This is a genomic window from Actinomyces urogenitalis (assembly GCF_002861525.1).
GTDB classification, from domain to species: Bacteria; Actinomycetota; Actinomycetes; order Actinomycetales; family Actinomycetaceae; genus Actinomyces; species Actinomyces urogenitalis.
In genome coordinates this window covers 1-24,714 of the sequence record NZ_PKHA01000015.1, presented here as the reverse complement: position 1 = coordinate 24,714, position 24,714 = coordinate 1, and the positions used below count along the sequence as shown (strand labels likewise).

The following is a 24,714-nucleotide window of genomic DNA, read 5'->3' as shown; positions in this document are numbered from 1 at the left end:
AAGTAGGGTGGAGCACGTCGAGGTCTTTCGGGATGGCGAGCGTGAAGAACTTCCATCATCCGGGAGACCTCGACCCCTACCCGGCCACCGACGCGCTCAACCGACTACACCCTCGTTCGTGAAGAGCCGGTTAAGCAGGAGATGTTTGGCGACGCCCTGGAGGAGGTCGCCAGACTCATGCTCGGGCTCATGAAGCAGGGGCAGGCCGCCGACCTGTCCACCCTTGAGGTGCAGTGGCGCGACCCGGCCACACCGTCCCAGTCCGCATACACGGCGGCCATGCTGCAGGCCCAGGCCCAGGGTGTCATCTCCTCCACCACCGCCAGGGACGCGCTGCGACTGACTCCCGAGCAGCAGGCCCGGGAGGACGCCGCCGCGCACGACCAGCAGTCGATGGTCGGCTGATCAACTACGTCACTCAGGAGGGCTGGTGTCCGTCTCCACCTTCCGGGCCGCACTGGACGCTATCGTCCGCCTGTTCCGCGCTGACGCCGCCAGGGCCGCCCAGGCGGTGTCATCCGTCAGCACAGCGGGCATGAGTGAGGCGGAGCGTGTCGCCGTCCTGGACGCTGCCGGACGCGCCTACCGCTCCTACCTGGCTGACGCCGTCACCATTGGGCGCCACAGGGCCTGGGCCGCGGCACTCCTCCACCTGGAGGACCAGGCTCGCACCCAGGCCGGCGCCTCCGCGTTCCTCCCGGCGGAGCCCCGCTACGACCCGTCCCTGGTGCGCGACGAGATCCGCGCCGCTGGCGGTCCTGTCATCGCGCCCACGACTCAGCAGAGGGCTACTACGGCCCTGATACGGCACGTGGAGATGGCGGCCCGCCAGACCGTCGTGGACTCGGTCGACACTGACCTCGGCCGTGAGAAGGATGACGAGGGTCAGGAGAACCTGACTCGCTCAGAGCACCGCTGGCTGGAGGCCCAGTCGCAGGCCAGGGCCGAGGAGGACGCGCAGGACAGTCAGGAGCAGGCTGCGCGCCTCGCTCAGGCCCGCCAGATCCTGGACGACGCCGGAATCACCTACGACCTGCCCACGGACCAGACGGGTAGGACGATACGCCGGCCCTTCGCATGGGCTCGGCTGCTGCGCCCGTCCGCAGACAGGCCCGCTTGTGGGTTCTGCATCGTGTGCGCTGCACGCGGCCCCGTCTACTCGTCGCTGGAAGCAGCGCTCACGAGGGACGGATCTAGCCTGGAGCGCTACCACGACAACTGCCGGTGCGTGGCCGTGCCTGTCTACAGCTCCCGCTCCTGGCGGGGCAAGGAGGACTGGGAGCGTCTGGCCGACAAGTACGACGAGGTCGCCGCCTGGAAGGTCACGGACGACACCGGCAGCAAGGTCGTCGAGCACCGCCTGCAAGGTGCAGAGATCCGCACAGCCCTGGATAGGTGGAGCCGAGGAGACCGCAGCGAGGAGAAGTCGTTTGTACGTGAGGCTCGCCGGATCGGCGCCCACCCGCGCCTGCCCGTCCGCCAGGACACCCCGATAGACACCGACGGCAACCCGGTGGAGGTCCTCCCGTCCCAGATTGGGGAGATCACCGTCGACACGCCAGGGGTCGACCACATCGTCGAGACGCACGGGAAGGGGGCGCGGCGGCCAGGCAAGACCGAGTTCGAGACGTCCAACCCCGCCGCGATCGCCCAGGCCATCCACAACACGGTCCACGACCCGAAGGCGGTCTGGCGGCGCCGCGGCCTGCAGTACTCAGTAACGTCCGAGTCTTGCGGGTATCCGATCCGAGTTCTCACGTCCTACACCCCTGGACGGTTCGTATGGACCGGGTATCCTGTAAGGTCCGAAGCTTACCTAAGAAACCCGAAGAAGGAGGGGGACGGCAGTGACTGACGAAGATGCCCTAGCAGACGTTGTCTGGGCGTTCGCCCAGACAACGCTCCCTGATCAGTTCCCCGACAACGAGAGGTCTGGAGAAGCACCGGTAGACATTGCGCTAGCCCTTGGAGGGGCCGCGGACCACGGCATCACGATTCCGGACTCCATAGTCGCGTCAGTGACCAAGTGCTTCGCCACCCGGGACGACTTTGACGCCCAGCAGGTTATGGCACAGCTCGCGAACGCCGTCCGAGTGACGGCCTAGACCCACACTTCTTGAAGGAGGCCCTGCCTGAAGCCAGGTGGAGCCTCCTTCACGTATCCACCACCTAGCCCCGTAGGCGAGACGCCTGCGGGGTTCTCTCATGCCCAGGAGGCACCCACCATGGCAGACGACGCCATCCAGACCACCGACGCTGACGTCAAGGAGGAGCCCAAGCCGACCCCGCCCTGGGGAAGCGACGAGGACTTCAACCCCGACAAGGCGTGGACGCTGATCCAGAACCTGCGCTCGGAGGCCGCCACCATGAAGGCTGCCTCGAAGGAGCTTCGCGAGAAGGTCGACGCCCTGCCAGGTAGCGGCACCCGCAGTGCTTCAGGCAAGCGAACAGCCGTGGGCCACGCGGGCCACGCTATCCACCGTCACTGTGAGCCCATGCCACGAGGCCCACTATGTCAGAAGGCTCCACAGGCCCTAAACACGTCGACGGCGAAACTCTTTAGCGAGACGACGCAACGCTCCGAAAACCCACAGACTCATACAGCGCAATCGCCGGATGATTATCGCTGTCGACCCGCAGCCCGATTGCCCGACCTTCCGGAGTGTTGGTGATGAATGCGCTCAGAAGCTCACGCCCAATCCCCTGACCCCGATGACGTGGGTCAACGAAGAGGTCGATGATGAAGACCTGATCGCTGACGTCAGGCCAAGGCGGCGAGTCAACACCCATAATGCAACCAACGATGCCGTCGACACCGTCGCAAACGAGATTGAGATCCGGACGGTACTCTCCGTACTCCCCGTCGAGCGCAGCCAGGACATCGGCAATCGCCTCGTCCTCGTCAGCTACGGTGCCTAACGGGTAGCTGCGGAAGTACAGGCTCCCCGCCGCAGCCACGTCCTGGCGACTGAGATGCCGAAGCGTCGTCAAAGCGTCTTTGACGCGAGGGACTTCCTCGCGTCGTAACGACATGGTGAGCTGCATGGACGCGCCCTCCCCGATACCTCCGGTAACTGAGCTGAAGTCAGGCTACCGGCAGTCTTGATAGCACTGCGACGGTACTGAGGACGAATAGCGACAGGCTCCGGCGCCTAACCCCGCCTCCGGTTGGCCGCCGCCATGGCACGCGCGGCCTCACGCTTGTCCTGGGCCTCGCGCAGGGACTGACGCTTGTCCCAGTCCTGCTTTCCTCGTGCCAGGGCGATCTCGATCTTGGCCCGCCCGCCAATGAAGTACAGCTCCAGCGGCACCACGGTGTAGCCCTTGGCCTGGACCCGCTGAGCCAGGCGCTCCAGCTCGGCACGGTGCAGCAGCAGCTTGCGCTTACGCCTGGGCGAGTGGTTGTTCCACGTGCCCTGCAGGTACTCCGGGATGTGCGCCCCTTGGAGCCAGGCCTCGCCGTGCCGGTCGATCTCGATCCAGGCCTCAGTCAGGGAGGCACGCCCCATCCTCAGCGCCTTGACCTCAGTACCGGTCAGGGACAGACCCGCCTCGTAACGGTCCTCAATGAAGTAGTCGTGACTCGCCTTCTTGTTGCGGGCGATGGTCTTGTGGGCGTCAGAGGCGGCCTTGGCCCGCTCCCCCACGGTGGGCTTCCTCGGTCGGTCCGTCTTAGCAGCCATGCGCGTCTCCTTTCCTCGTCGGCTCACGGCGCGTACAGGCGCAAGAGCCTAGCCTACGCGGAGCAGCACCGCCCAGGAACCGGCTCAGAAACCGGGCAGCGACATCGGGTTGACCGTCGAGCCGTTGATGTGGACCTCGAAGTGGACGTGGGGCCCGGTAGCTCCACCAGTCATTCCCGTCAGCCCAATCTGCTGTCCCTTGGTCACGTTGACGCCGCTGCCCACGGAGTAGGCAGACAGGTGGCAGTAGATGATGACCACGGACTGGCCGTTGATCACCCCACCGTTCAGGATGATCCCGTTGCCGCAGGTTGCGCTCTGGAACTGCCTGAGCGAACCCGAGACCGCTGCGTACTGCGGAGTGCCCTGAGAGGCCACGAGGTCAACTCCGGCGTGCAGCCGGTAGACCCCCGTAATGGGGTGAACACGGTAGCCGTATGAGGAGGCGACTGTCAGCGGCCCGGTAATCGGGTGACCAATCGCGCCGCTCCCAAGGTCCGCAGCCGCAGCCGCCCCGGAGGAGGCACCTGTGTAGCTCGACGACGCACGGTTCTGCGCGTCGATCGCCGCAATCGTCTGAGCTGCTGCAGCAGCGTCAGCCTCCGACTGACGCACCTGCTCCTGCAGCCCGGCCTTCTGGGACTCCAGGCTCGCCGCGGCCGACTGCTTCTGGGAGGTCAGCGTGGCGACCTCGTCGCGCTTAGCCTGCGCCGCCGTCGCCGCCTCCTCGGCAGCCGCCTTGGCCTGGTCCGCCTGCTGTGCCAGGACACTGACACGCTCTGTCACGGCGTCCTGACGGGCCTTGCGGTTTGCGTCCTGTGCCCGCTCCTGCTCAGCCGCTGCCAGCACCGACTCCTGAATCCCAGAGGCGATCTCCATCGTGGAGGCGCGCTCGCTGAGATCCTCCACCGACTCAGAGTCAAGCACGTAGGTCCACGAGGTCAGGGAGGAGTCGCCCTGGTAGGTGGACACCACCAGCGAGGCGACGGCGTCCTGGTGGGCGCTCGCCGTGGCAGCCGACTCCTCCGCCTGGCTCGTCAGGGTGTCAAGATCCGCCTGCGCCACGGACAACCGGTCCGCAGCGGCCTGCTGCTCGCGCTGCTTCTGGGCCAGCGTGGCCTCCGCGCCGTCCAGCTCGGTCTGGGCCGAGCTCAGCGCGGTCTGTGCCGCCTGCAGGTCCAGGTAGGCCTGCCCCAGCTCCGCGGAGACGCCCTCCAGCGAGGCTGTCAGCTCAGCCGTGCGCTGGGTGGCCTGCCGCTGCTGCTCGACGGCGTCCGAACGCTCGTCCGCAGCCGCCGGAGTGCTCGTGGCCACCACCGGCGCCAGCGCAAGAGCGAGGGTGCCCAGTGCAGCGGCCGCGCCCAGGCGAAGGCGCCCGGGACGCCGTCGCCCCACTGAGGCCCCGGCGCAGCGCTCACTGCTCAGGAACGAGGTGCCCTCGCCACGGTGCAGGCTGTTCATGATGATCAGACCTTTGTGTACTTCGACAGCGAGAAGGCCGAGGATGCTGCGGCCAGGACGATCGCGGCTACCAGGAGCAGCGGCGCCAGGCGCAGTACGTCGGACGTTGAGATGAAGGCAGTGGTGAAGTTGATGGACTGCGCCAGCCACTGCTCGATGATGTAGCGCACGCCGGCCCACAGGCCCCCGACCGCCAGCAGGGCACCGACCAGGGCCGCCAGTGCCCCCTCCAGCATGAAGGGCAGCTGGATGAAGAGGTTCGAGGCACCCACCAGGCGCATGATGCCGGTCTCCTTGGAGCGGCTCATGGCGGACAGCCTGATCGTCGTCGTGATGAGCAGGACCGCCGCCACCGCCATGATGGCGGCCAGACCACCCGTGATCCACGAGGCACGGTTCATCACCAGGAAGAGCGGTTCCAGGGTGGCGCGCTGGTCAACCACGCGCTCCACACCGTCGCGCCCGGTGAACTGCTCGGCGACCACCTGGTACTTCTCGGCGTCAATGAGCTTGATGCGGAAGGACACCGGCATCATGTCCTCCGTGGCGTTACGGCCGATGTTCGTGCTGCCGTAGGCCTTCATGAAGCTCTGGTAGGCCTCGGCCTTGGACTCGATCGTGTAGCTCTTGACGTAGGGCTTGAGCGCGTCGGAGTTGACCAGGTCCTCGATCGCGTCGATCTGCTCCTCGGTGGCCTCCCCGTCCGCGCACTGCGCGTAGTTGGACGAGGGCGGGCACATGTAGACGCTGACCTCGACCTTGTCGTACCAGTCACCCTTCATGGTGTCGATCTGCACCTGCAGCAGGGCCGAGGCCCCGACGAAGAGGAGAGACACGAAAGAGACCAGGATGACCGAGATCGTCATCGCCAGGTTACGAGTGAGACCCTTGAGGGTCTCGGACATGATGAAACGGAATCGCATGCGAGGTCTCCTTCAGCGGTCCGAGCCGTAGACGCCACGGGCCTGGTCGCGCACGACCTCCCCGGCCTTGAGCTCAATGACGCGCTTGCGCATCTGGTCGACGATCTCGTCGTCGTGGGTCGCCATGACCACGGTGGTGCCCTGGCGGTTGATTCGGTCAAGCAGACGCATGATGCCCACCGAGGTCGAGGGGTCAAGGTTGCCCGTGGGCTCGTCCGCCAGCAGAAGCTTGGGTCGGTTGACCATGGCGCGGGCGATCGCCACACGCTGCTGTTCACCGCCGGACAGCTCATGGGGCTTGCGCTGCTCCTTGCCGCTCAGACCCACCAGGTCAAGCGCCTCCGGAACAGCGGAGAGGATGTAGTGGCGAGGCTTGCCAATCACCTGGGAGGCCAGCGCCACGTTCTCCATGACGGTCTTGTTCTCCAGCAGGCGGAAGTCCTGGAAGACGAATCCCATCTCCCGGCGCAGCTGCGGCACCTTCCAGGTCGACACCTGGGACAGGTCCCGGCCCAGGACGTGAATACGCCCGGAGGTGGGGCGCTCCTCACGCAGGGTCAGGCGCAAGAAGGTCGATTTGCCCGAGCCCGAGGCCCCGACGAGGAAGACGAACTCGCCGCGCTCGATCTCGATGGTGACGTCGTCGAGCGCAGGGCGTGCGCCTCGCTTGTAGACCTTGGACACGTGGTCGAATCGGATCATCGTCTGGTGCTCTCCTAGCCGACGCGGGCGCGGACACGCCCAGTCCCGGCCACCGTAGCGAGCCTTCACCCATGACCACACGCAGACACGCGGGCGAGCGGTGTGGCGAGGGCCGCTCACCATGGCGTAGGAACAGCCCTATGACGTCTCCCTCCTCTGACCTGCCACGCCTGGACGAGGTCGTTGACCTCGGCTCCTGGTCCCGCTTCCAGCCGACGCTGGCGCGTTTCCTCGACGACGCCCCCTCCCATCTCGGCAACCTGACGATTCTGCTCACCGCTCCGGCGCCGGTAGTCACGCCCCAGTCGCTGCACCAACGGTGGGGGCTGCGTTCACTCTTGCGCCGAGGTCCGGCGTTAGCAGCCTCCCAGGAGGTTCCCGGAGTCGTCCTGACTACCCGGGCCGACGGCGTCGAGGTAGATCTGCCGATCCTGGACGCCGCCGGCGCGGTCCTGCTTGCTCCCCAGGCGCAGGAGGAGCTGCAGGCTCTCGGGTGGCAGCAGCACACCGACGTCCTGGCACGGCTGCTGCCCGATGGCGCCAGCGCGGCGCAGGCCGTGGCCCGGGTCCTCATCGAGGTGCTGGAGGTCCCCCACCCTGCTGACCTCGACCACCTGGTGACGTCTGTGGACTGAGGCGGGCTCACACGAGGACGTAGGCCGGCTGCGTCATCACCTCCGGCTGGCCACCGGTGGCAGGCGCTGCGGGCTCGGCGTCCTGCCCCGACTCCCGCTCACTGACCGGGCCCTCCTCGCTCAGGGCGTCACCAGCCTCGAAGGCCTCGGTTCCCGGCTCCGGGGCCTCGCCGCGGGTCACCTCCCACGGATCCGCTGGGCTGGCGCCAGTCACCTGAGGCTGCGAGGGTGCCTCGCACCCGCCTGCCTCGTCCGCCGCGCAGCCGGTCTCACCGGCCGACGGCGCAGCCTCACCTTCGCCGGTCTGCCCCGCCTCGCCGCTCGCGCTGGCCTCGTCGGCTGAGTCTGCCGAACGAGTCAGTGGGGCAACCTTCATGAAGTGGCTTTCGCCGCGTGCCAGGTCATGCCCGCCGGTGGAGACCGTCAGGACGTTGGTGCAGCCGATCGTGCCGTTGTCACGTTTCCAGCTCTCCTGGGTGAAGCGCCCAACGAGCACCACAGGATCCCCCTTGCGCAGGCTCATGGACAGGTTGCGGGCGAGTGTGCCCCACGCCTTGGCCGTGAACCAGAGCGTCTCGCCCTGCCGCCAGTCCTCGCCGACCCGGAAGGTCGGGGTGGTGGCCAGGCGGAAGTGGCAGTAGACGCGCTCGTTGGCTGTGCGTACGAGGGTCGGGGTGGTGCCCAAGACTCCTTGGACGACGATGTCGATCTGACGGGACATGGTGGCTGCTCCTTTGGCTCCGCGAGCCAGCCGTGCGCTGGCTCACGCCCCACCGTGCCCGCTCAGCCTCAGCCGGCGCCACCGGGCCATTCGAGCCCTGTGGACGAGGGTGTCACGAGGGGCGCCTGTGGAGCCCGAGCAGCCCTCAGCGCTCCAGCGCCTGGCGCAGCCGACGGTGCCTGTCAAGCACGCCAGAGGCCGGCTCGACCAGCCCACGTGCCACCACGGCCTCCACCCGCTCCCGCACAGCGCAGGCGTAAGCCTCCGCCTCCGTCTGGGCGCGACGGCGTCGGGCCGCACGGGCCCACCACGCCGCGCCGACGGCGAGGACGGCTACCACAGCCGACATCCAGACGGCGCCGCCCGTCAGGACAGCGGCCACCACCCACACCCCTGCCAGGACGAAGGCAGCCAGGCCGCCCCACCACGCCAGGTCGATCCCCGCCGAGCGCGAGGCCGGCAGACGGACCGAGGCCACGGCCTCGGCGGTCTGTGCTCCTAGCGCGTCAGCCGAGGCCACGGCCGAGGAGACCGAGCGCGTCCACACCGAAGGCATGCCCTGCGTGGTGTGGGTCAGCCACCGACTACGCGCCGCCTCGACCGCAGAGCGTGCCGGCGGCTCAGGACGGGCCAGCGCAGCCGGCACCGCCTTAGCCAGGTTGAGGCGGATGGAGTCCGTGACCACGGTGGCTCCCGAGGCCTTGATCAGCGTGTCCAGCAGCTCGACCCTGGGCGCCTGCGTGATCTCGACCGGCCGGGCCGCAGCCGCGGGAAGCAGACGGGTGGCGATACGGTCCATCTCCGCCGTCGCCGTGCGAGCGGCATTGGATTCCCGCTCCACCCGGTCCAGCAGGATCTCACGCACGGCGGCGAGGTTGTCCCCCCGTACTGCGGAGACCGGGAGCACGGTGACGTCCTCCAGGCCGTCTGCCACCAGCAGGCTGTGCACATCATCCATGAGACGGTCGCGGCTGCCCTCAGGCAGGGTGTCGACCTGGTTGACCAGGATGAGCATGTCCTCCTGGCGGGCACCCAGTCCTCGAAGGTATCCGTCGTGCAGGGCGGAGTCGGCGTACTTCTGCGGGTCCAGGACCCACACCAGCACGTCAGCCAGCGGCACCAGCCGGTCCACCTGCAGGGCGTGGGCCGCCGTGACCGAGTCGTAGTCGGGGACATCCAGCAGGACCAGCCCGGCCAGCTCGTCCTGGTCTGAGCCGTCCAGGAGGGACTCCCGGCGGATACGCCGTTCTGGGTCCACCCCGAGGAAGGTCAGCAGCGCAGCAGCGTCATCGCCCCAGGTGCACGCCGCGGCCCGTGAGGTCGTGGGCCGACGCGCACCGACGTCAGCGAACTCCAGCTGTGTCAAGGCGTTGAACAGCGACGACTTGCCCGATCCCGTGCCCCCGAAGAGCGCGACCACCGTGTGGTCCACGCCCAGGGCCAGACGCTCGGCCACCAGGTCCAAGGCGTCCCTGGCGGGAATGGCCAACGAGGCAGGAACCTCAGTCGGGCACTCGTCCAGAGCCTGGCGCAGCGCCTCCAGACGGGCCTCAAGACGCTCGGCCGGACTGATGTCAGTAGCGGTAGCAACCATCACTCGCCTCCTGGGCTGACAAGGGGAGCCAGCTCACCCGCGCGTAGACGCAGCGAGGATGCCAGCGAGGTGTCAGGCACGAGGCTGAGGGCTGCGCCCTGGGGAACCGCCTCGTGCAGGGCCTGTACCAGAACCTGGGCAAGTCTGGCACGCGCAAGCTCCAGCTGCTCAGCCAGTCCCAGACGCCTGGCAGCCTCAGCGCTGCCCTCCACTCCTGCCGCACCCGCAAGAACCAGGTCCGTCACGGCGTCGCCGTCCAGTCCCTTGATCGGCTGTACCGCCGCGGTGAGCGCGGCGCGAGTCTCCTCGCTCCACCGCACGGCCGCCTCGTGCGGACTCATCCCGGACCCGAGCAGCCTGCCGGCAGCCTCCTGGGCGCCAGCCTGCGTCCACTCCGCAACGGCCTGGCTCACGAGCTCGGTCTGCACGGCAGACAGCTGCAGCTCGATCACCTCCCGCAGGTCGCCGGCCAGCTGGGCCAGCGCCGCGGCGCGAGCCTTGACCTTGCGTCCCATCCAGCCTCGGCGCAGGGCCTTGCCCTGGGCCAGCGGTGCCAAAAGCGCCCCGGTCGAGGCCAGCGTCACCCACCTGGTCGCGGGCGCGCCCTCGCCGGCGGTACGGCGCTCGACGTACTCGCACAGCTGGGCCTCTGCCTGGGCCACGAGCTCCTGGCTGTGGTCTTCCAGGCCGCGACCAGCAGTGTCCTGGGCGTCAACGGCGTCAGCCAGCTCCGTCAGATCCGCGCGCAGCCCCGCCCACAGGCTCTTGTCGGTGCGACGCATGAGGCCAGCAGCCCGGTGCCGTCCGGCGAGCAGGCTGAGCCAGTCGTGGACCTCGGCCACCATGTCAGCGGGAAGCAGGCCCTCATGCGGACCGGCGTCAGCGACGACGAAGAAGGGCGCCTCCGACAGTCCGAGCGTCTCCAGCCGGCTGATGAGGTCACGGCGAACCTCCGGCAGTACCTTGGCCGGAGCCCGGTTGAGCACCACGGCGATCGCCGTGCCACGGCCGGCTGCGTCCTCCAGGGTCGTCCAGGGAGTCAGGTCCCCGTAGCGGGCCGCCGTGGTGACAAAGAGCCACAGGTCTGCGGCCTCCAGCAGCCGCGAGGCCAGCGCTCGGTTCGCCTCCTGCACCGAGTCCAGGTCCGAGGCGTCAATGAGAGCCAGGCCTGCCGGCACCGACTCGGAGGTGACCACGTGGCAGACCTCCGCCACAGGGTGGTCCTGGAAGGCCTCGGCGTCCTCAGGGTTGACCACGAGCACGGGCGTGCGCGTGGTGGGCCGGAGCACTCCGGCCACCGAGACCTCGGTACCCAGGACGGAGTTGACCAGGGTGGACTTGCCCGCGCCTGTTGAGCCACCGACGACGACGACGGCGGGAACGTCCGCGTCCTGCAGGCGCGGCAGGACGTGGTCGCGGATCTGGCCGGTCAGGCTGGCGCGCAGGCGACGGGCCTGCGCCACGCCGTCGGCCTCCAGGGTGAGGTCAAGGCCGTCGAGGTCGTGAACCGTTTGAGTCAGGATGTCGATCAGCCGCCCACGGCTCAGCGCCCAGGGGCGATCGCCCTGTCCTGCAGGGGAGGGGAAGACGGTTGAGGCCATGGTCCAAGATTAGGGGACAGCACGGACGTTAACGGCATTGACCCCACCGACCGGCCCCTGGGGCCGCCCGAGGATGGGATCATGACCCATCATGTGCCCGGGGCCGCCCGCCCTCTGCGGAGCATCACCGCGCAGGACCGGACTGGTGTCGTCCCGGTCCACGGTGGTGCGCCTGCCGCTCACGGGCAGGATGAGTCGTGGTGCCCCCGCCCGGACTCGAACCGGGAACCTGCGGATTAGAAGGCCGATGCTCTATCCATTGAGCTACGGAGGCGGCAGGCAGCCCAGGACGGCTACCCAACTGGGAAGGATACCAAGCCGCGCCGGCCCCGTGACGCCGTCGTCCCACGGTCAGGTACCTGCCCGCCCCGACCGGCGGGACGGGCGCGCGTAGACTGCGGGACCGTGAGCCGACAGATGACAACTTCTGACCCCCTGGTATGGATCGACTGCGAGATGACCGGGCTCGACCTTGGTAAGGACGCGCTCATCGAGGTCGCCGTCGTCGTCACCGACTACGAGCTCAAGCCGCTGGGCGAGGGCATCGACGTCCTCATCAAGCCCCCGGCCCAGGCCCTGGAGCAGATGAATGACTTCGTGCGCCAGATGCACACCTCCTCCGGCCTGCTCGACGAGCTCGACGGCGGCCTGACCATGTCCGAGGCCCAGCGCGTGGTCCTGGACTACGTCAAGTCCCTGGTCCCCCAGGCCCGTACGGCGCAGCTGGCTGGCAACTCCGTGGGCACGGACAAGACCTTCCTCGCACGCGACATGCCCGAGCTCATCGACTACCTGCACTACCGGATCGTGGACGTGTCCTCGATCAAGGAGCTGGCCAAGCGCTGGTACCCACGCACCTACTTCCAGGCCCCGGAGAAGCACGGCGGTCACCGCGCCCTGGCGGACATCCTGGAGTCCATCGACGAGCTGCGTTACTACCGCGCCATCCTCTTCCCTGCTGGAGAGGGCCCAAGCTCGCAGGAGTGCAAGGCCGCGGCCGAGGAGATCCAGGCTCACCCGACGGCGTCGCAGGCCTAAGTCGGCTGCGCCCTGCGGCACCACCGAGCGCAACGTGACACAGTGCACGGCTGACAGTTTGGTAGCACCGCCAGCGAGCCGATAAAGTACCGACTCGTTGCGGCACGTCCGCAGCAATGGTGGCTGTAGCTCAGTTGGCAGAGCGCTTGGTTGTGGTCCAGGAGGTCGCGGGTTCAAGCCCCGTCAGCCACCCCACCGAGAGATGCCCGCAACCGCAACAAAAAGCGGCGGCGGGCATTGTTCATTCCCAGGCCGGTGAGGACCACCGTCACAGCCGCGAGCGCACAGGCTTTGGCAGACTCGTCCTATACCCCTTTCCCACTGCCTTGCGAGGATGCGCCCATGCAACGCCGAGACTTCATGCTCATGCTCGCCGCCGGCACCGCCGCGGCTCTCACCTCCTGCTCCTCCCAGCCGCAACCCAGCTCCACTTCCTCACCTTCCACCCCGGCGACCACTGCCTTCTCGACGCCCTCCCCCTCCCCCAGCCCGACGCCGTCGGCCACTCCCACGCCCTCGCACGGTCCGCTGTGGCTCCAGGACGGCCCGCCCACCCTGCCCGCGCCACAGCCGCCCTCAGGGGTGCTCACGGGCCTGCCTGAGGCCGTCGGCAACACCGTGGCCATCACAGTGGACGACGGCGCAGACGCCTCGGTCATCGACGCCTACCTCGACTTCGCCAAGGAGTCCGGAGTGCGCCTGACCTTCTTCGTCACCTCCTCCTACCCGGGGTGGGTCGACTGCAAGGAGAAGATGATGCCGCTGGTGGAGTCCGGCCAGGTCCAGCTGGGCAACCACACAGTGACCCACGCGGGCCTGACCAAGATCAGCGAGTCCGCCATCATCAAGGAGGTCTCAGGCTGCGAGTCCTTCCTGCGCGACACCTACGGCGTCACCGGCGCCCCCTTTGTCCGCCCGCCCTACGGCTACCGCAGCGCCTGGACCGATTCGGTGTGCGCTTCCTTGGGGTACACCTCCCCCACCCTGTGGTACGGCTCCTTCGGCGACTCTGGGCTGCTGACCGAGGAGGTGCTGCTCGGCGAGGCCCGCACGTGGCTGCTCGCCCAGCACATCGTCATCGGCCACGCCAACTTCCCCACGGTCACGCACCTGTACGGCCAGATCATTGAGATCCTGCGCGAGCGCTCACTGCTCACCGCCACGCTCGACGACGTCTACTTCGGTCCCGGCCACGACCGGCACGTGTGACCCAGCGCCCCGGGGGCCTGCGCTAGCGCGGCTCGACCCCGGCCCGCAGCAGCCCGACGACGTGTCCGTCAGTCAGGGCCTCCCAGCTGGCCTCGATGATGTCAGTGCCCACGCCCACGGTTGACCAGCTGCGCTCGCCGTCGGTGATGTCGATGAGTACCCGCACGATCGCGTGGGTTCCACGCTCAGAGTCGAGGATACGGACCTTGAAGTCAGTCAGCTCAAAGGCCCGGATCTCGGGATAGGCCGTCGCCAGCGCGTCACACAGGGCGTGATCCAGGGCGTTGACCGGGCCGTTGCCCTCGCCCAGCACCGCCAGGCGCCGTCCACCGACCCACATACGCACCGTGGCCTCAGAGTCGGTCACTGTTGCGCCGTCCTCCGGCAGCATCTCCTGCCCGGCGGCCGGCCTGGCTGTGACGCTGGCCCGCCAGGACTCGACCCGGAAGTACTGCGGGAGCTGTCCCAGCGCCTGGCGCAGCAGGAGCTCGAAGGATCCGTCTGCGGCGTCGTAGGCGTATCCCGCCGCCTCGCGACCCTTGACCACCTCGGTAACCCTGGCCAGCAGCTCCTTGTCCCCTCCGGTCTCGATGCCGAGCTCACGCGCCTTGAGCTCGATCGAGGCGCGTCCTGCCATCTCCGAGACCAGCATCGTCATGGTGTTGCCCACTCGCGCAGGGTCGACGTGCTGGTAGAGGTTGGGATCAACCTTGATGGCGCTGGCATGCAGCCCCGCCTTGTGGGCAAAGGCCTTGCTGCCGACGTATGGCAGGCGTCCCGAGGGTGCGCGGTTGGCGATCTCCCCCACCGTGCGTGAGACCGCGGACAGCTCCGCCAGTCGCCTGGCTCGTTCCTGGCTGTCCCCAGCAAGCGCCTGGTAGCCGGTCTTGAGCTCTAGGTTGGCGATCAGCGTGAGCAGGTTGGCGTTGCCGGTGCGCTCACCGAAGCCGTTGACACATCCCTGCACCTGGCGTGCCCCGGCCTCCACCGCCGCCATCGCGGCCGCCACGGCCAGCCCGGAGTCATCGTGGGTGTGGATGCCGACGACGCAGTCCTCGTGCCCCGCGGCGTCCAGCGCCGCGCGCAGCCGGGAGATCTCGGCGGCCACGGTGCCAGGCAGGCTGCCGCCGTTGGTGTCGCAAGGAATGACGGCGCTGGCGCCCGCACGCGCGGCCGTCAAGGCCAGCTCGATCCCGTAGCGAGGGTCGCGCGCGACACCGTCGACGTAGTGCTCCAGGTCCACCATGACCTCGCGGCCCGCCGCCACCAGCAGCCCGACCGAGTCGGCCACCATCCGCAGGTTCTCCTCGCCGCTGGTGCGCAAGGCGCGCTCCACGTGTGCCGGGTCTGACTTCGCCACGATGGTGATCACCGGGGCGCCGGAGTCGAGCAGGCCACGCAGCTGCGGGTCCTTCTCAGCCGCCGTGCCAGGGTGGCAGGTCGAGCCGAAGGCCACGAGCCTGGCAGTAGCCAGGCTGAGCTCGCTGGCCGCCCGAGCGAAGAACTCGGTGTCCTTGGGAATGGCACCGGGCCAGCCAGCCTCGATATACGTCACCCCCAGGTGGTCCAGGATCCGGGCGACGGCGAGCTTGTCCTCGACGGTGAAGGAGACCGACTGCTGCTGGGCGCCATCGCGCAGCGTCGTGTCATAGGTGGCGACCCTTGGCGTCAGCTTCATGCCAGTCGGTACATCCAGTTGTAGGGGTCCTCCAGGCGGCCGTACTGGATGCCGGTGAGGCGGTCATGGATCTGGTGAGTGACCTCCTGGCCCTCGATGCGTACGTCGAAGCCCTCGCCCTTGAGGTGCCCCAGCGGCACGACGACGGCTGCGGTGCCGCAGGCGAAGACCTCGCTGACCTTGCCGGACTCGATATCGGCCAGGAGTCCCTCCAGGGTGATCGTGTCCTCCACGACCCTGCGACCGGCGTCAGTGAGCAGGCGGATGATGGCCGAGCGCGTGTTGCCCTCCAGGATCGTGCCGGTCAGGTGCGGGGTGCGCACCGTGCCGTCGGCGTCGACGACCATGATGTTCATGCCGCCGAGCTCCTCGAGGTTCTTCTCCGTCACGTCATCGAGGAAGCACACCTGGTCGCAGCCCTGGGCATCGGCCTCCTGCTGAGGCAGGAGGCTGGAGGCGTAGTTGCCACCGGTCTTGGCAAAGCCTGTGCCGCCGCGGCCAGCACGGTGGTAGTTCTGGGACACCCAGATGCTGATGGGCTGCAGGCCGTGGGTGAAGTAGGCCCCGGAGGGCGAGGCGATGAGGTAGTAGTCCACGACCCCGGCGGCGTGGACGCCGAGGAAGGCCTCAGAGGCGAACATGAAGGGCCGCAGGTACAGCGACTCGCCGTCGCCCTCAGGCACCCAGTCCGCATCGGCCCGTACCAGATCGACCAGCGAGGCGATGAAGTCCTCCTCCGGCATCTCGGGGAGGGCCAGACGCCGCGCCGAGACGTTCATCCGGGCGGCGTTGTAGCGCGGGCGGAAGGTCCAGATGGATCCGTCGGCGTGGCGGTAGGCCTTGATCCCCTCGAAGACCTCCTGGCCGTAGTGGAGCACCGCCGCGGCCGGGGACAGACTGATCTCGCCGTAGGGGCGCACCTCGTGCCCGCCCCATCCCTCCTGGCGGGTCCAGCGCGCGTGGGCCATGTGGTCCGAGAACACGTGGCCAAAGTGCAGGTCGGTCAGCGCCTGGGCGCGCTCAGCGTCGCTGGCGATGCGCGCGGGGCCCGTCAGTGGGAAGCGGCCGGCGAGCTCGTCGGCCTGGGGAACCGGGACCGCGGCGGCACGTGCCAGGGGCGTCTCGAGGGAGCTGGTGACGGATGCAGCGGTCTCAGTCATGACGTTAAGGCTACTCCTGAGCCCACTGTCCGGACTGTGGATTCTCACATTTTGATCTCACGATGACGGCGGAGCGGCCACCAACCCGGTGCCGCTCCGCCGTCATCACGCATCGTGAGGGCTCGTGCCCGAGCCCCCGACCCGACTAGCCGCGCAGGGCAGCCACAATCGCGTCCCCCACCTGGCTGGTCGAGCGCACGAGCGGGGCTCCGGCCTCGTTGGCCTCGGCCCGGGCAGCCATGTCAGCCTCGACTGCCGCGCTGACGCGCGCCGCCTGCGCGGGGCAGCCGATGTGCTCCAGCAACAGGGCGACGGCGCTGATGGTCGCCGTCGGGTCCGCCTTGCCCTGGCCCGCGATATCGGGGGCGGAGCCGTGAACCGGCTCGAACATCGAGGGGAAGGTGCGGTCCGGGTTGATGTTGCCCGAGGCGGACAGTCCGATCCCCCCAGTCACCGCGCCAGCCTCGTCCGTGATGATGTCACCGAAGAGGTTGTCCGTCACGATGACGTCGAAACGGGAGGGATCAGTGACCATGTAGATCGTGGCGGCATCGACGTGGCAGTAGTCCACCGTGACGCCCGGGTACTCCTTGCCCACCGCCTCGACCGTACGCCGCCACAGGTGCCCGGCATGGACCAGCACGTTGTGCTTGTGCACGAGCGTGAGGTGCTTGCGGCGGGACTGCGCCTGCTCAAAGGCGTAGCGCACCACGCGCTCGACGCCAAAGGCCGTGTTGACGCTGACCTCGGTGGCGATTTCGTGCGGGGTGCCCACACGCACCGCTCCCCCGTTGCCGCAGTAGAGGCCCTCAGTGCCCTCGCGCACGACGACGAAGTCGATGTCCCCCGGGTGGGCAAGGGGGGAGGGAACGCCTGGGTAGTAGCGCGAGGGCCGCAGGTTGACGTAGTGGTCCAGGGCGAAGCGCAGACGCAGCAGCAGGCCACGCTCTAGGACGCCAGAGGGGACCGAGGGGTCGCCGACGGCTCCCAGCAGGATGACGTCGTGAGCCTTGATCGCCTCCAGGTCCGCCTCGGTCAGGGTCTCGCCGGTGCGGTGCCACCGGTCCGCCCCGAGGTCGAAGTCGGTGGTGACGACGTCGACGCCACTGCCCTCCAGGGCTGCACGAAGGACCTTGAGCCCCTCCGGGACGACCTCCTTGCCGATGCCGTCGCCAGGGATGACGGCGAGCTTGACGGTGCGCGTGTGCTGAGCCTCAGTCATGCCCACAGAATAAGCAAGTGGTCACCATCCGGACGAAGAATCTCAGATGGTGACCACTTGAGGTGGGTGTCAGGATGGCAACGAGCCCGAGCCAACGCCAGCCAGCTCAGCGCGTCGCCATCTCCTTCACTCAGCGAGCGACGGAGCCCTCGTGGTAGTCCTTGTCCACCTGGGCGCGCCAGGCGAACATGGAGCGGACCTCGCGGCCAGTCTTCTCGATCGGGTGGGCCTCGCCCTCGGCGCGCAGCTTCTTGAACTCGGGCGCGCCGGCGGCCTGGTCATCCATGAAGCGCTTGGCGAAGGAGCCGTCCTGGATGTCGGCCAGGACCTCCTTCATGTGCTCCTTGACGTCGGGGGTGATGACCCGCGGGCCGGAGACGTAGTCGCCGTACTCGGCGGTGTCCGAGCAGGACCAGCGCTGCTTGGAGATGCCGCCCTCGTTGATGAGGTCCACGATGAGCTTCATCTCGTGGCAGACCTCGAAGTAGGCCATCTCCGGCTGGTAACCGGCCTCGACCAGGGTCTCGAAGCCGTACTGGACGAGCTTGGAGACGCCACCGCACAGGACGGTCTGCTCACCAAAGAGGTCGGTCTCGGTCTCCTCACGGAAGCTGGTCTTGATGGCACCAGCGCGAGTGCCACCGATCGCCTTGGCGTAGGAGAGCACCAGCGGCCAGGCCTGGCCAGAGGCGTCCTGCTCGACGCACACGAGCACCGGCACCCCGCGGCCGGCCTCAAACTCACGGCGCACCGTGTGACCCGGGCCCTTGGGGGCGACCATGATGACGTCGATGTCGGCAGACGGCTTGATGTAGCCGAAGTGGATGTTGAAACCGTGGGAGAAGAGCAGGGCGGAGCCGGCCTTGATGTTGGGCTCGATCTCCTCGGCATAGAGGGTCGCCTGCACCTGGTCGGGAGCCAGGACGGTGACGACGTCGGCCCATGCCACGGCCTCAGCGATGGGCTTGACGGTCAGTCCAGCCTCCTCGGCCTTGGCAATCGAGGACGAGCCCTCACGCAGGCCGACGACGACCTCGACCCCGGAGTCACGCAGGTTGAGCGCGTGCGCGTGTCCCTGCGAGCCGTAGCCGATGACCGCGACCTTCTTACCCTGGATGACGGACAGGTCTGCGTCGTCGTCGTAGAACTTCTCAGCTGCCATGATGGTGCCTCACTTTTCCTTGAACTGGTCGGTAATGGATCGAGGGCCGCGCGAGATGGCGACGGCGCCGGACTGGACGATCTCCTTGACCCCGTAAGGAGCCAGGGCCTCCAGCAGCGCCTTGACCTTGGACTCCGAGCCGACGGTCTCGATGACCACCGAGGTCGGACTGACATCAACCACGTGCGCGCGGAAGAGGTCGACGATCTGGAGGACGGCGGTGCGGTTGGAGTCGTCCGTGTGCACCTTGATGAGGTAGAGCTCGCGCCCCACCGAGGTCTCAGGATCCAGCTCGACAATCTTGAGAACGTTCACCAGCTTGTTGAGCTGCTTGGTGACCTGCTCCATCGCAAGTCCCTCAGCGTCGGCGATCACCGTGATGCGCGAGACGTCCTCGTGCTCAGTCGGGCCGACTGCCAGGGAGTGGATGTTGAAGCCGCGGCGGGTGAACAGCGCGGAGACGCGCGTGAGCACGCCAGGCTTGTTCTCCACCAGGACGGACAGCGTGTGCTTCTCGCTCACGGTCTCACTCCTCTTCCCACGTCGGGCTCATGCCCTTGGCGTACTGGATATCGTCGTTGGACACCCCTGCGGCCACCATGGGCCACACCTGAGAGTCCGCCGAGCAGATGAAGTCGATGACGACGGGCCGGTCATTGATCGCGTTGGCCTGGGCAATGACGCCGTCGACGTCCTCCAGGCGCTCACAACGCAGTCCCACGGCCCCATAGGCCTGCGCCAGCGTGACGAAGTCAGGGACGCGCTCCGTACCCGCCCCGGTGTGCAGGTCCGTGTTGGAGTAGCGCTGCCCGTAGAAGAGCGTCTGCCACTGCCGGACCATGCCGAGCGAGGAGTTGTTGATGAGCGCGACCTTGATCGGAATCTCGTTGAGGGTGCAGGTCGCCAGCTCCTGGTTGGTCATCTGGAAGCAGCCGTCACCATCGATGAGCCACACCGGCCGCTGCGGAGCGCCGACCTTGGCCCCCATGGCCGCCGGCACCCCGTAGCCCATCGTGCCAGCGCCAGCCGAGGTGAGCCAGGAGTGCGGCTGGTTGAACTCGAGGTAGTGCGCGGACCACATCTGGTGCTGGCCCACGCCGGTGACCCACACCGTGTCCTCGGGCGCCAGGCGCGCCAGGTGAGTGATGACCTCCTGCGGCTGGAGCAGGCCGTCGTCGGTATCCGTCCAGCTCGTGGGGTAGGTGGCCTTCGTATGCGCCACCTCCGTGAGCCACTGATCGATCTCGACGCGCGGCTCTGCCGCGAACTGATCACGGCAGGCGCTGCTCAGGGCCGGGACAACGTCCTTGAGGTCGCCCACGATCGGCACGTCCGCCTCGCGGATCTTCGAGATCTCTGCAGGGTCGATGTCGACATGGATGACCGAGGCGTGGCGGGCGAAGGTATCCGGCTTGCCGGTCACGCGATCATCGAAGCGCGCCCCCAGGCAGATCACCAGGTCCGCGCGCTGGAGGGCCCCGACCGCGGCAACGGTTCCGTGCATGCCAGGCATGCCCAGGTTGAGGGGGTGATCGGTCGGCATGACGTCCAGGGCCGTCAGCGTGGTGACAAAGGGGGCACCGACCAGCTCGATGAGCTCGCGCAGCTCCTGCACCCCCACCCCAGCTCGGCTCAGTCCGCCGCCAAGGTAGAAGACCGGGCGCTCGCAGGAGGCGATGACTTCAGCGGCCTGGGCAACGCGACGCTGGTTGGGCTTGCCAGGCAGGGCGTACCCCGGCAGGTCCAGGCTCTCAGGGCGCACGTAGTGCGTCTTGTCCTCCTGCGCGTTCTTGGTGACGTCGATCAGGACCGGGCCAGGCCGTCCGGTCGAGGCCAGATGGAAGGCCTCGAAGACCCGAGCGGCCACCTCGTCCGGTGAGGTCACCAGGAAGGAGTGCTTGACGAAGGGCATCGTGGCGCCCACGATGTCCGCTTCCTGGAAGGCATCGGTGCCGATGGCCCGCGTGCCGACCTGCCCGGTGATCGCGACCATGGGGACGGAGTCCATGTGGGCGTCACCGATGGCGGTGATGAGGTTGGTCGCCCCCGGCCCGGACGTGGCCACGCAAACCCCCACCCGGCCCGTGACCATGGCGTAACCCTCGGCAGCGTGGCCTGCACCCTGCTCGTGGCGCACCAGGACGTGACGAATCTTCTCGCTGGCAAACAACGGGTCATAGAACGGGAGGATGGCCCCGCCCGGCATGCCGAAGATGTCCGTGACACCAACGTCCTCCAGCGCGCGCACAAGCGCCTGGGCTCCGGTCATCAGTTGCCGTTCCTGGGCCATGGAACCGTCGTGACGCTCCATCGGCTGCCCTCCTGTCGGTCCGAGGCATCCGCGAGTCCGAAGGCTGCTGCCTCCGGCTAGGGCCAACGGTAGAGCGTTCCACGATGCGAGTCACCTTCCGGACAAACAATCTCAAATAATGGAATCACGAGTTGTGGCAGATGAGCGTCCATGTCGCCGACGACGGCCACCAGGCAGTGCCGTCCTAGGCATCCACAACGAGTGCACCGTCACAGCCGTCTCTGTGTTCTCACGGACTGAAGTCGCCATTGTCCGAGCAATCCGAGTGGGACAATCGGCCTGTCCCATCCAAGCTCTGATGCACGCTGCAACGCAGCACCGTGAAAGGCTGGCGCACCATCGTGGTCACCGGACTCCTGACGCACCTGGCAGACAACCCCGTCCTCGTGCTCTTCCTACTCATTGGCCTCGGCATGCTCGTCGGGCATATCAAGATCAAGGGGGTGAGTCTGGGAGCCGCCGCTGTGCTGTTCGCCGGGATCATCCTGGCAGCCTGGGGCGTGTCCCAGGGCGTGACCATCGAGGTCCCGGCCTCGTTGGGAACCCTTGGCCTGGCCATCTTCACCTTCGCTATTGGCGTTCAGTCCGGCCCGAACTTCTTCCACGTCATCCGCACCGCCGTCGCCCCGCTGGCGCTGATGCTCGGGGTCTTCGTCGTCGCGGCAGCGGCCGGCCTGGGAGTCGGGCGCGCGCTCGGCATGGACTCAGCCCTCATCGCCGGAACCTTTGCGGGCGCCATCACCAACACCCCCGCACTGGCGGCGGCAGGCAACGCCGCCACCATGGCGGGCAACCCCGACGGCGTCGCCGTGGCGACGGTGGGCTACGCCGTCGCCTACCTCTACGGCGTCATCGGCATGCTCTTCTTCTGCCTGCTGGCGCTGCGCTACCGTCGCTCCGACAAGGACAAGCCCTCTCCCCTGGTCAACCGCACGATTCGCGTCGAGCGCGATGATTCTCCCCTCATCGGTGACATCGCCGAGACCATCTCGGGCGAGCTGAAGTTCTCCCGCCTGCGCCGCGGTGAGAGCGGCCCGATCACGCGTCCTCGTCCGACCGACCGGGTCAACGTCGACGACCTCGTCACCGTCGTGGGCACCCAGGACGCCGTCAACCAGGTCATCAAGGCCCTGGGCCACGGTTCGTCCCACTCCCTCATCGAGGACCGCCGCTACCTCGACTTCCGGCGCATCACGGTCTCCGACCCCAAGCTCGCCGGCCACACGGTGGCCGAGCTCGGCGTCGATGAGAAGTTCGGCGCGACGATCTCCCGCGTGCGCCGCGGTGACACGGACATGGTCGGTACCCCTGACCTCGTCCTCCAGCAGGGAGACCGCGTGCGCGTAGTCGGCCCCACCAGTCGGATGAAGGAGATCTCGAAGTACTTCGGCGACTCCTCGCGCGGTCTGTCCTCGATCAACCCGGTCGCCCTGGGCATCGGGATGGCGATCGGCATCATCATCGGTGAGTGGAAGTTCCTGACCCCCACGGGGGCCACCTTCTCCATCGGTTCGGCTGCGGGCACGCTGCTCGTGGGTCTCATCTTCGGCAAGATCGGACGCATCAAGGGCTTCGTGACAGCCCTGCCCTTCACGGCGACGGCGGTGCTCGCCGAGTTCGGTCTACTCGTCTTCCTCGCCCAGGCAGGAACCAAGGCTGGTGGCCAGATCGCTAACGCCTTCACCGGCGGCGACTGGTGGAGGATCCTCGTCACTGGCTTCGTCATCACGACCATCGTGGGCTTCGGCCTTTATGCCTCCATGCGGTGGATCGTCAAGATGGGCGGCACACGCCTATCCGGTCTGCTTGGTGGAGCTCAGACCCAGCCCGCGGTACTCGCCTTCGCCAACGAGCGCACCGGCGCCGATCCTCGCGTCGCGCTGGGGTACGCCATGGTCTACCCGGTGGCCATGATCGGCAAGATCTTCGTCGCCCAGATCCTCGGCGGCCTGTAGCCCTTCCGCAGACAGAACAAGGGGCCCCTCGCGATGGCGAGGGGCCCCTTGTTCTGTCTCGTTGCCTGTCAGGAGCGGCCAGGCTCTGAGGCGCTGCCGTGGGAGGGCAGCAGCGCCGCGACGGCCGAGGTCGGAATGTCATGGCGCCAGCGACGGTCCGTGAGGATCCTGGCCATGGCCAGCCCCACGCCGATCGCCGTGATGACAAAGAAGACCTCCGCCAGGTTAGTTGCCGCCACTCCGACGGCCGCGTTGGCATCCACCGTCTGGTCGTTGAGCGCCGAGATGGCACGGTAGAAGGGCACACCCGGAATCATGATGACGACGGCGGGCACGGACAGGGCCACACGCGACAGCGAGGCACGCGAGACGAAGGCCTGCGCCAGCAGACCAATCGTCACGGCCGCCAGGCCCACCGCCAGCTGCCAGGGCACGCCAAACTCGTCAATAAGCAGAAGACGCCCGGTGTTGGCCAGTGCGCCAACCGTTGCGGCCAGACCCGCGGCCTTAGGACCAGCGTTGAAGAGCATCGCGAAGCCGTAGGCGGCGATGAAGGAGCAGAAGATCCGCAGACCGTACAGCAACAGCCCCTCCGGGTTATAGGTGTAACTCGCCTCGACGTCCCAGTCGAAGACGAAGGTCACCGTCCACACCGCCACACCTGCCGCGGCCATGACCAGCATGACGTAAGAGGCGCGAGAGATTGCCGAAGAAAAGTCCTGGCGCACAAGATCCAGCATCGCCGTGACCATCGGGAATCCCGGGATCAGGAACAGGATCGCCGAAATGATGCCGCCCTGGTGGTTGCCGTCGATGAGATCGAGAGCGCCCAGCAGAGTCACCAGCGCCATGTAGACCGAGGAAGCCCCCACGCCACACACGATCCAGGTGAAGAAGTGCTGGAAGTGCCGCTCCAGCATCTGCCGGCGAATCACCTGGCCAAAGAACGCCGCGAAGAGCACCGCAAGGCACTCCACCCAGCCACCCTGGTTGAGGAAACAGAACCCCGCACACGCCACTCCTGACGCCGCCGCGTTAGCGAAGACGCCGTAGCGGGCGTGCATGTGCTGCACCTCGTCCAGCTTCTTGCCCAGCTGCTCGACGCGCTCGTGCTGACGCAGGTCGTGGACGATACGCCGCAAGGCCTCGAGACGGTCCACGTTCACGCCCACACGGCGTACCTCCGCCGTCTCAGTACGGAAACGGTCCCCCACGTAGGAGGAGGTGACGATCTCCGTCATCGTCACTGTCGCCTCGTGCCGGTCCAGACCGACGGCCGCCGCTGCCTTGGCCATCGAGGACTTGACGCGGTAGGAGCCCGCACCGGCAGCCAGCATCATCGTGCCTAGCCGCAGGACCACCGCAGACTGAAGCATAAGCCGGTCGGCGTCGAGCGCATCATCGGGATGAATGGGTTGTTGATGGGAGTCATAGGGCTTCGTCACCCGGCCATCATCCCTGATGGCCCCCTGCCTGGGCTAGCGTCGTGAGTCCCTGCTCGGGGTGGTGTTGTGCACGGTGGTAAGTGCTTGGTGGGGTGTGGGGAGGCCCCACACCATGCCGTCCCTTGGGTGGGTGGTGGTGTGGGGCCTTCGACCCTGTTTTGGGTTGTGTGCTCGGCGGTGTCCTACTCTCCCACACCCTGGCGGGTGCAGTACC

General features: G+C 67.6%; 22 protein-coding genes and 2 tRNA genes. 8 read left to right on the top strand and 16 right to left on the bottom strand.

The window, feature by feature from the left end:
• The first annotated feature begins 141 nt into the window (after nt 1-141).
• Genes CYJ26_RS10205 through CYJ26_RS10195 form a run of 3 tightly spaced genes read left to right on the top strand, consistent with a single transcriptional unit; the run spans nt 142 to nt 2,105 of the window.
• Nucleotides 142-405 carry a hypothetical protein gene (locus CYJ26_RS10205; RefSeq protein WP_101638379.1) on the top strand — a complete coding sequence of 88 codons (264 nt, stop codon included), beginning with the start codon at nt 142-144 and terminating at the stop codon, nt 403-405.
• A gap of 25 nt (nt 406-430) precedes the next feature.
• A complete protein-coding gene (locus tag CYJ26_RS10200; RefSeq protein WP_101638378.1) occupies nt 431-1,855 on the top strand; it encodes a VG15 protein in 1,425 nt (474 codons plus the stop codon).
• Nucleotides 1,848-2,105, top strand: a complete 258-nt coding sequence (locus CYJ26_RS10195; protein WP_101638377.1) for a hypothetical protein — start codon at nt 1,848-1,850, stop codon at nt 2,103-2,105. Before CYJ26_RS10200 ends, CYJ26_RS10195 begins: the two co-directional genes overlap by 8 nt.
• A 454-nt stretch (nt 2,106-2,559) precedes the next feature.
• Here CYJ26_RS10195 and CYJ26_RS10190 read toward each other — a convergent pair whose 3' ends face one another.
• From CYJ26_RS10190 to ftsE, 5 genes are all read right to left on the bottom strand, one after another.
• Entirely contained in the window at nt 2,560-3,045 is a 486-nt protein-coding gene (locus tag CYJ26_RS10190; RefSeq protein WP_006549333.1) for a GNAT family N-acetyltransferase, read from the bottom strand.
• 107 nt (nt 3,046-3,152) lie between these two features.
• Nucleotides 3,153-3,683 carry an SsrA-binding protein SmpB gene (smpB, locus tag CYJ26_RS10185; RefSeq protein WP_024035766.1) on the bottom strand — a complete coding sequence of 177 codons (531 nt, stop codon included), beginning with the start codon at nt 3,681-3,683 and terminating at the stop codon, nt 3,153-3,155.
• An 84-nt stretch (nt 3,684-3,767) separates the two neighbouring features.
• On the bottom strand, nt 3,768-5,144 hold the full coding sequence (locus CYJ26_RS10180) for a M23 family metallopeptidase (protein WP_006549331.1): 1,377 nt from the start codon (nt 5,142-5,144) through the stop codon (nt 3,768-3,770).
• Nucleotides 5,145-5,149: 5 nt separating this feature from the next.
• Nucleotides 5,150-6,067: a permease-like cell division protein FtsX gene (gene ftsX, locus CYJ26_RS10175; RefSeq protein ID WP_006549330.1), complete on the bottom strand. Its 918-nt coding sequence runs from the start codon at nt 6,065-6,067 to the stop codon at nt 5,150-5,152.
• A gap of 12 nt (nt 6,068-6,079) precedes the next feature.
• Nucleotides 6,080-6,769: a cell division ATP-binding protein FtsE gene (ftsE, locus tag CYJ26_RS10170; protein ID WP_006549329.1), complete on the bottom strand. Its 690-nt coding sequence runs from the start codon at nt 6,767-6,769 to the stop codon at nt 6,080-6,082.
• Nucleotides 6,770-6,909: 140 nt separating this feature from the next.
• Between ftsE and CYJ26_RS10165 the strand changes: the two genes are divergently transcribed.
• Nucleotides 6,910-7,404 (top strand): TY-Chap domain-containing protein, encoded by a 495-nt coding sequence (locus CYJ26_RS10165; protein ID WP_034235711.1) that lies wholly within the window; start codon nt 6,910-6,912, stop codon nt 7,402-7,404.
• A gap of 7 nt (nt 7,405-7,411) precedes the next feature.
• Here CYJ26_RS10165 and CYJ26_RS10160 read toward each other — a convergent pair whose 3' ends face one another.
• From CYJ26_RS10160 to CYJ26_RS10145, 4 genes are all read right to left on the bottom strand, one after another.
• Nucleotides 7,412-8,125, bottom strand: coding sequence for a single-stranded DNA-binding protein (locus CYJ26_RS10160; RefSeq protein ID WP_101638376.1), 714 nt, complete (start codon nt 8,123-8,125; stop codon nt 7,412-7,414).
• A 145-nt stretch (nt 8,126-8,270) separates the two neighbouring features.
• Entirely contained in the window at nt 8,271-9,719 is a 1,449-nt protein-coding gene (locus tag CYJ26_RS10155) for a GTPase (protein ID WP_006549326.1), read from the bottom strand.
• Nucleotides 9,719-11,320 carry a GTPase domain-containing protein gene (locus CYJ26_RS10150; protein ID WP_034235715.1) on the bottom strand — a complete coding sequence of 534 codons (1,602 nt, stop codon included), beginning with the start codon at nt 11,318-11,320 and terminating at the stop codon, nt 9,719-9,721. The genes CYJ26_RS10155 and CYJ26_RS10150 overlap by 1 nt, the downstream gene beginning before the upstream one ends.
• A 198-nt stretch (nt 11,321-11,518) precedes the next feature.
• A tRNA-Arg gene (locus CYJ26_RS10145) sits at nt 11,519-11,594 on the bottom strand.
• Between the two features lie 143 nt (nt 11,595-11,737).
• Between CYJ26_RS10145 and orn the strand changes: the two genes are divergently transcribed.
• From orn to CYJ26_RS10130, 3 genes are all read left to right on the top strand, one after another.
• Entirely contained in the window at nt 11,738-12,358 is a 621-nt protein-coding gene (gene orn, locus CYJ26_RS10140; protein ID WP_006549324.1) for an oligoribonuclease, read from the top strand.
• A gap of 119 nt (nt 12,359-12,477) precedes the next feature.
• A tRNA-His gene (locus CYJ26_RS10135) sits at nt 12,478-12,553 on the top strand.
• Between the two features lie 147 nt (nt 12,554-12,700).
• Nucleotides 12,701-13,567, top strand: coding sequence for a polysaccharide deacetylase family protein (locus CYJ26_RS10130; RefSeq protein WP_006549311.1), 867 nt, complete (start codon nt 12,701-12,703; stop codon nt 13,565-13,567).
• Nucleotides 13,568-13,589: 22 nt separating this feature from the next.
• Here the strand turns inward: CYJ26_RS10130 and cimA are convergent, their stop codons facing one another.
• From cimA to CYJ26_RS10100, 6 genes are all read right to left on the bottom strand, one after another.
• The gene (gene cimA / locus CYJ26_RS10125) at nt 13,590-15,245 is read right to left on the bottom strand and encodes a citramalate synthase (protein ID WP_034235719.1); all 1,656 of its coding nucleotides are present in this window, start codon (nt 15,243-15,245) and stop codon (nt 13,590-13,592) included.
• Complete coding sequence (locus tag CYJ26_RS10120) at nt 15,242-16,405, bottom strand: branched-chain amino acid aminotransferase (RefSeq protein ID WP_006549309.1); 1,164 nt, start codon at nt 16,403-16,405, stop codon at nt 15,242-15,244. The genes cimA and CYJ26_RS10120 overlap by 4 nt, the downstream gene beginning before the upstream one ends.
• Before the next feature lie 145 nt (nt 16,406-16,550).
• Entirely contained in the window at nt 16,551-17,627 is a 1,077-nt protein-coding gene (locus CYJ26_RS10115) for a 3-isopropylmalate dehydrogenase (protein ID WP_006549308.1), read from the bottom strand.
• Between the two features lie 130 nt (nt 17,628-17,757).
• Nucleotides 17,758-18,789: a ketol-acid reductoisomerase gene (gene ilvC / locus CYJ26_RS10110; protein ID WP_006549307.1), complete on the bottom strand. Its 1,032-nt coding sequence runs from the start codon at nt 18,787-18,789 to the stop codon at nt 17,758-17,760.
• A 9-nt stretch (nt 18,790-18,798) separates the two neighbouring features.
• Nucleotides 18,799-19,311, bottom strand: a complete 513-nt coding sequence (gene ilvN, locus CYJ26_RS10105; RefSeq protein WP_006549306.1) for an acetolactate synthase small subunit — start codon at nt 19,309-19,311, stop codon at nt 18,799-18,801.
• A 4-nt stretch (nt 19,312-19,315) separates the two neighbouring features.
• Nucleotides 19,316-21,100, bottom strand: a complete 1,785-nt coding sequence (locus CYJ26_RS10100) for an acetolactate synthase large subunit (protein WP_034235725.1) — start codon at nt 21,098-21,100, stop codon at nt 19,316-19,318.
• Between the two features lie 341 nt (nt 21,101-21,441).
• Between CYJ26_RS10100 and CYJ26_RS10095 the strand changes: the two genes are divergently transcribed.
• Nucleotides 21,442-23,055, top strand: a complete 1,614-nt coding sequence (locus tag CYJ26_RS10095) for an aspartate:alanine exchanger family transporter (RefSeq protein ID WP_034235747.1) — start codon at nt 21,442-21,444, stop codon at nt 23,053-23,055.
• Nucleotides 23,056-23,123: 68 nt separating this feature from the next.
• Here CYJ26_RS10095 and CYJ26_RS10090 read toward each other — a convergent pair whose 3' ends face one another.
• Complete coding sequence (locus tag CYJ26_RS10090; RefSeq protein ID WP_034235727.1) at nt 23,124-24,431, bottom strand: threonine/serine exporter family protein; 1,308 nt, start codon at nt 24,429-24,431, stop codon at nt 23,124-23,126.
• Nucleotides 24,432-24,714 lie beyond the last annotated feature (283 nt).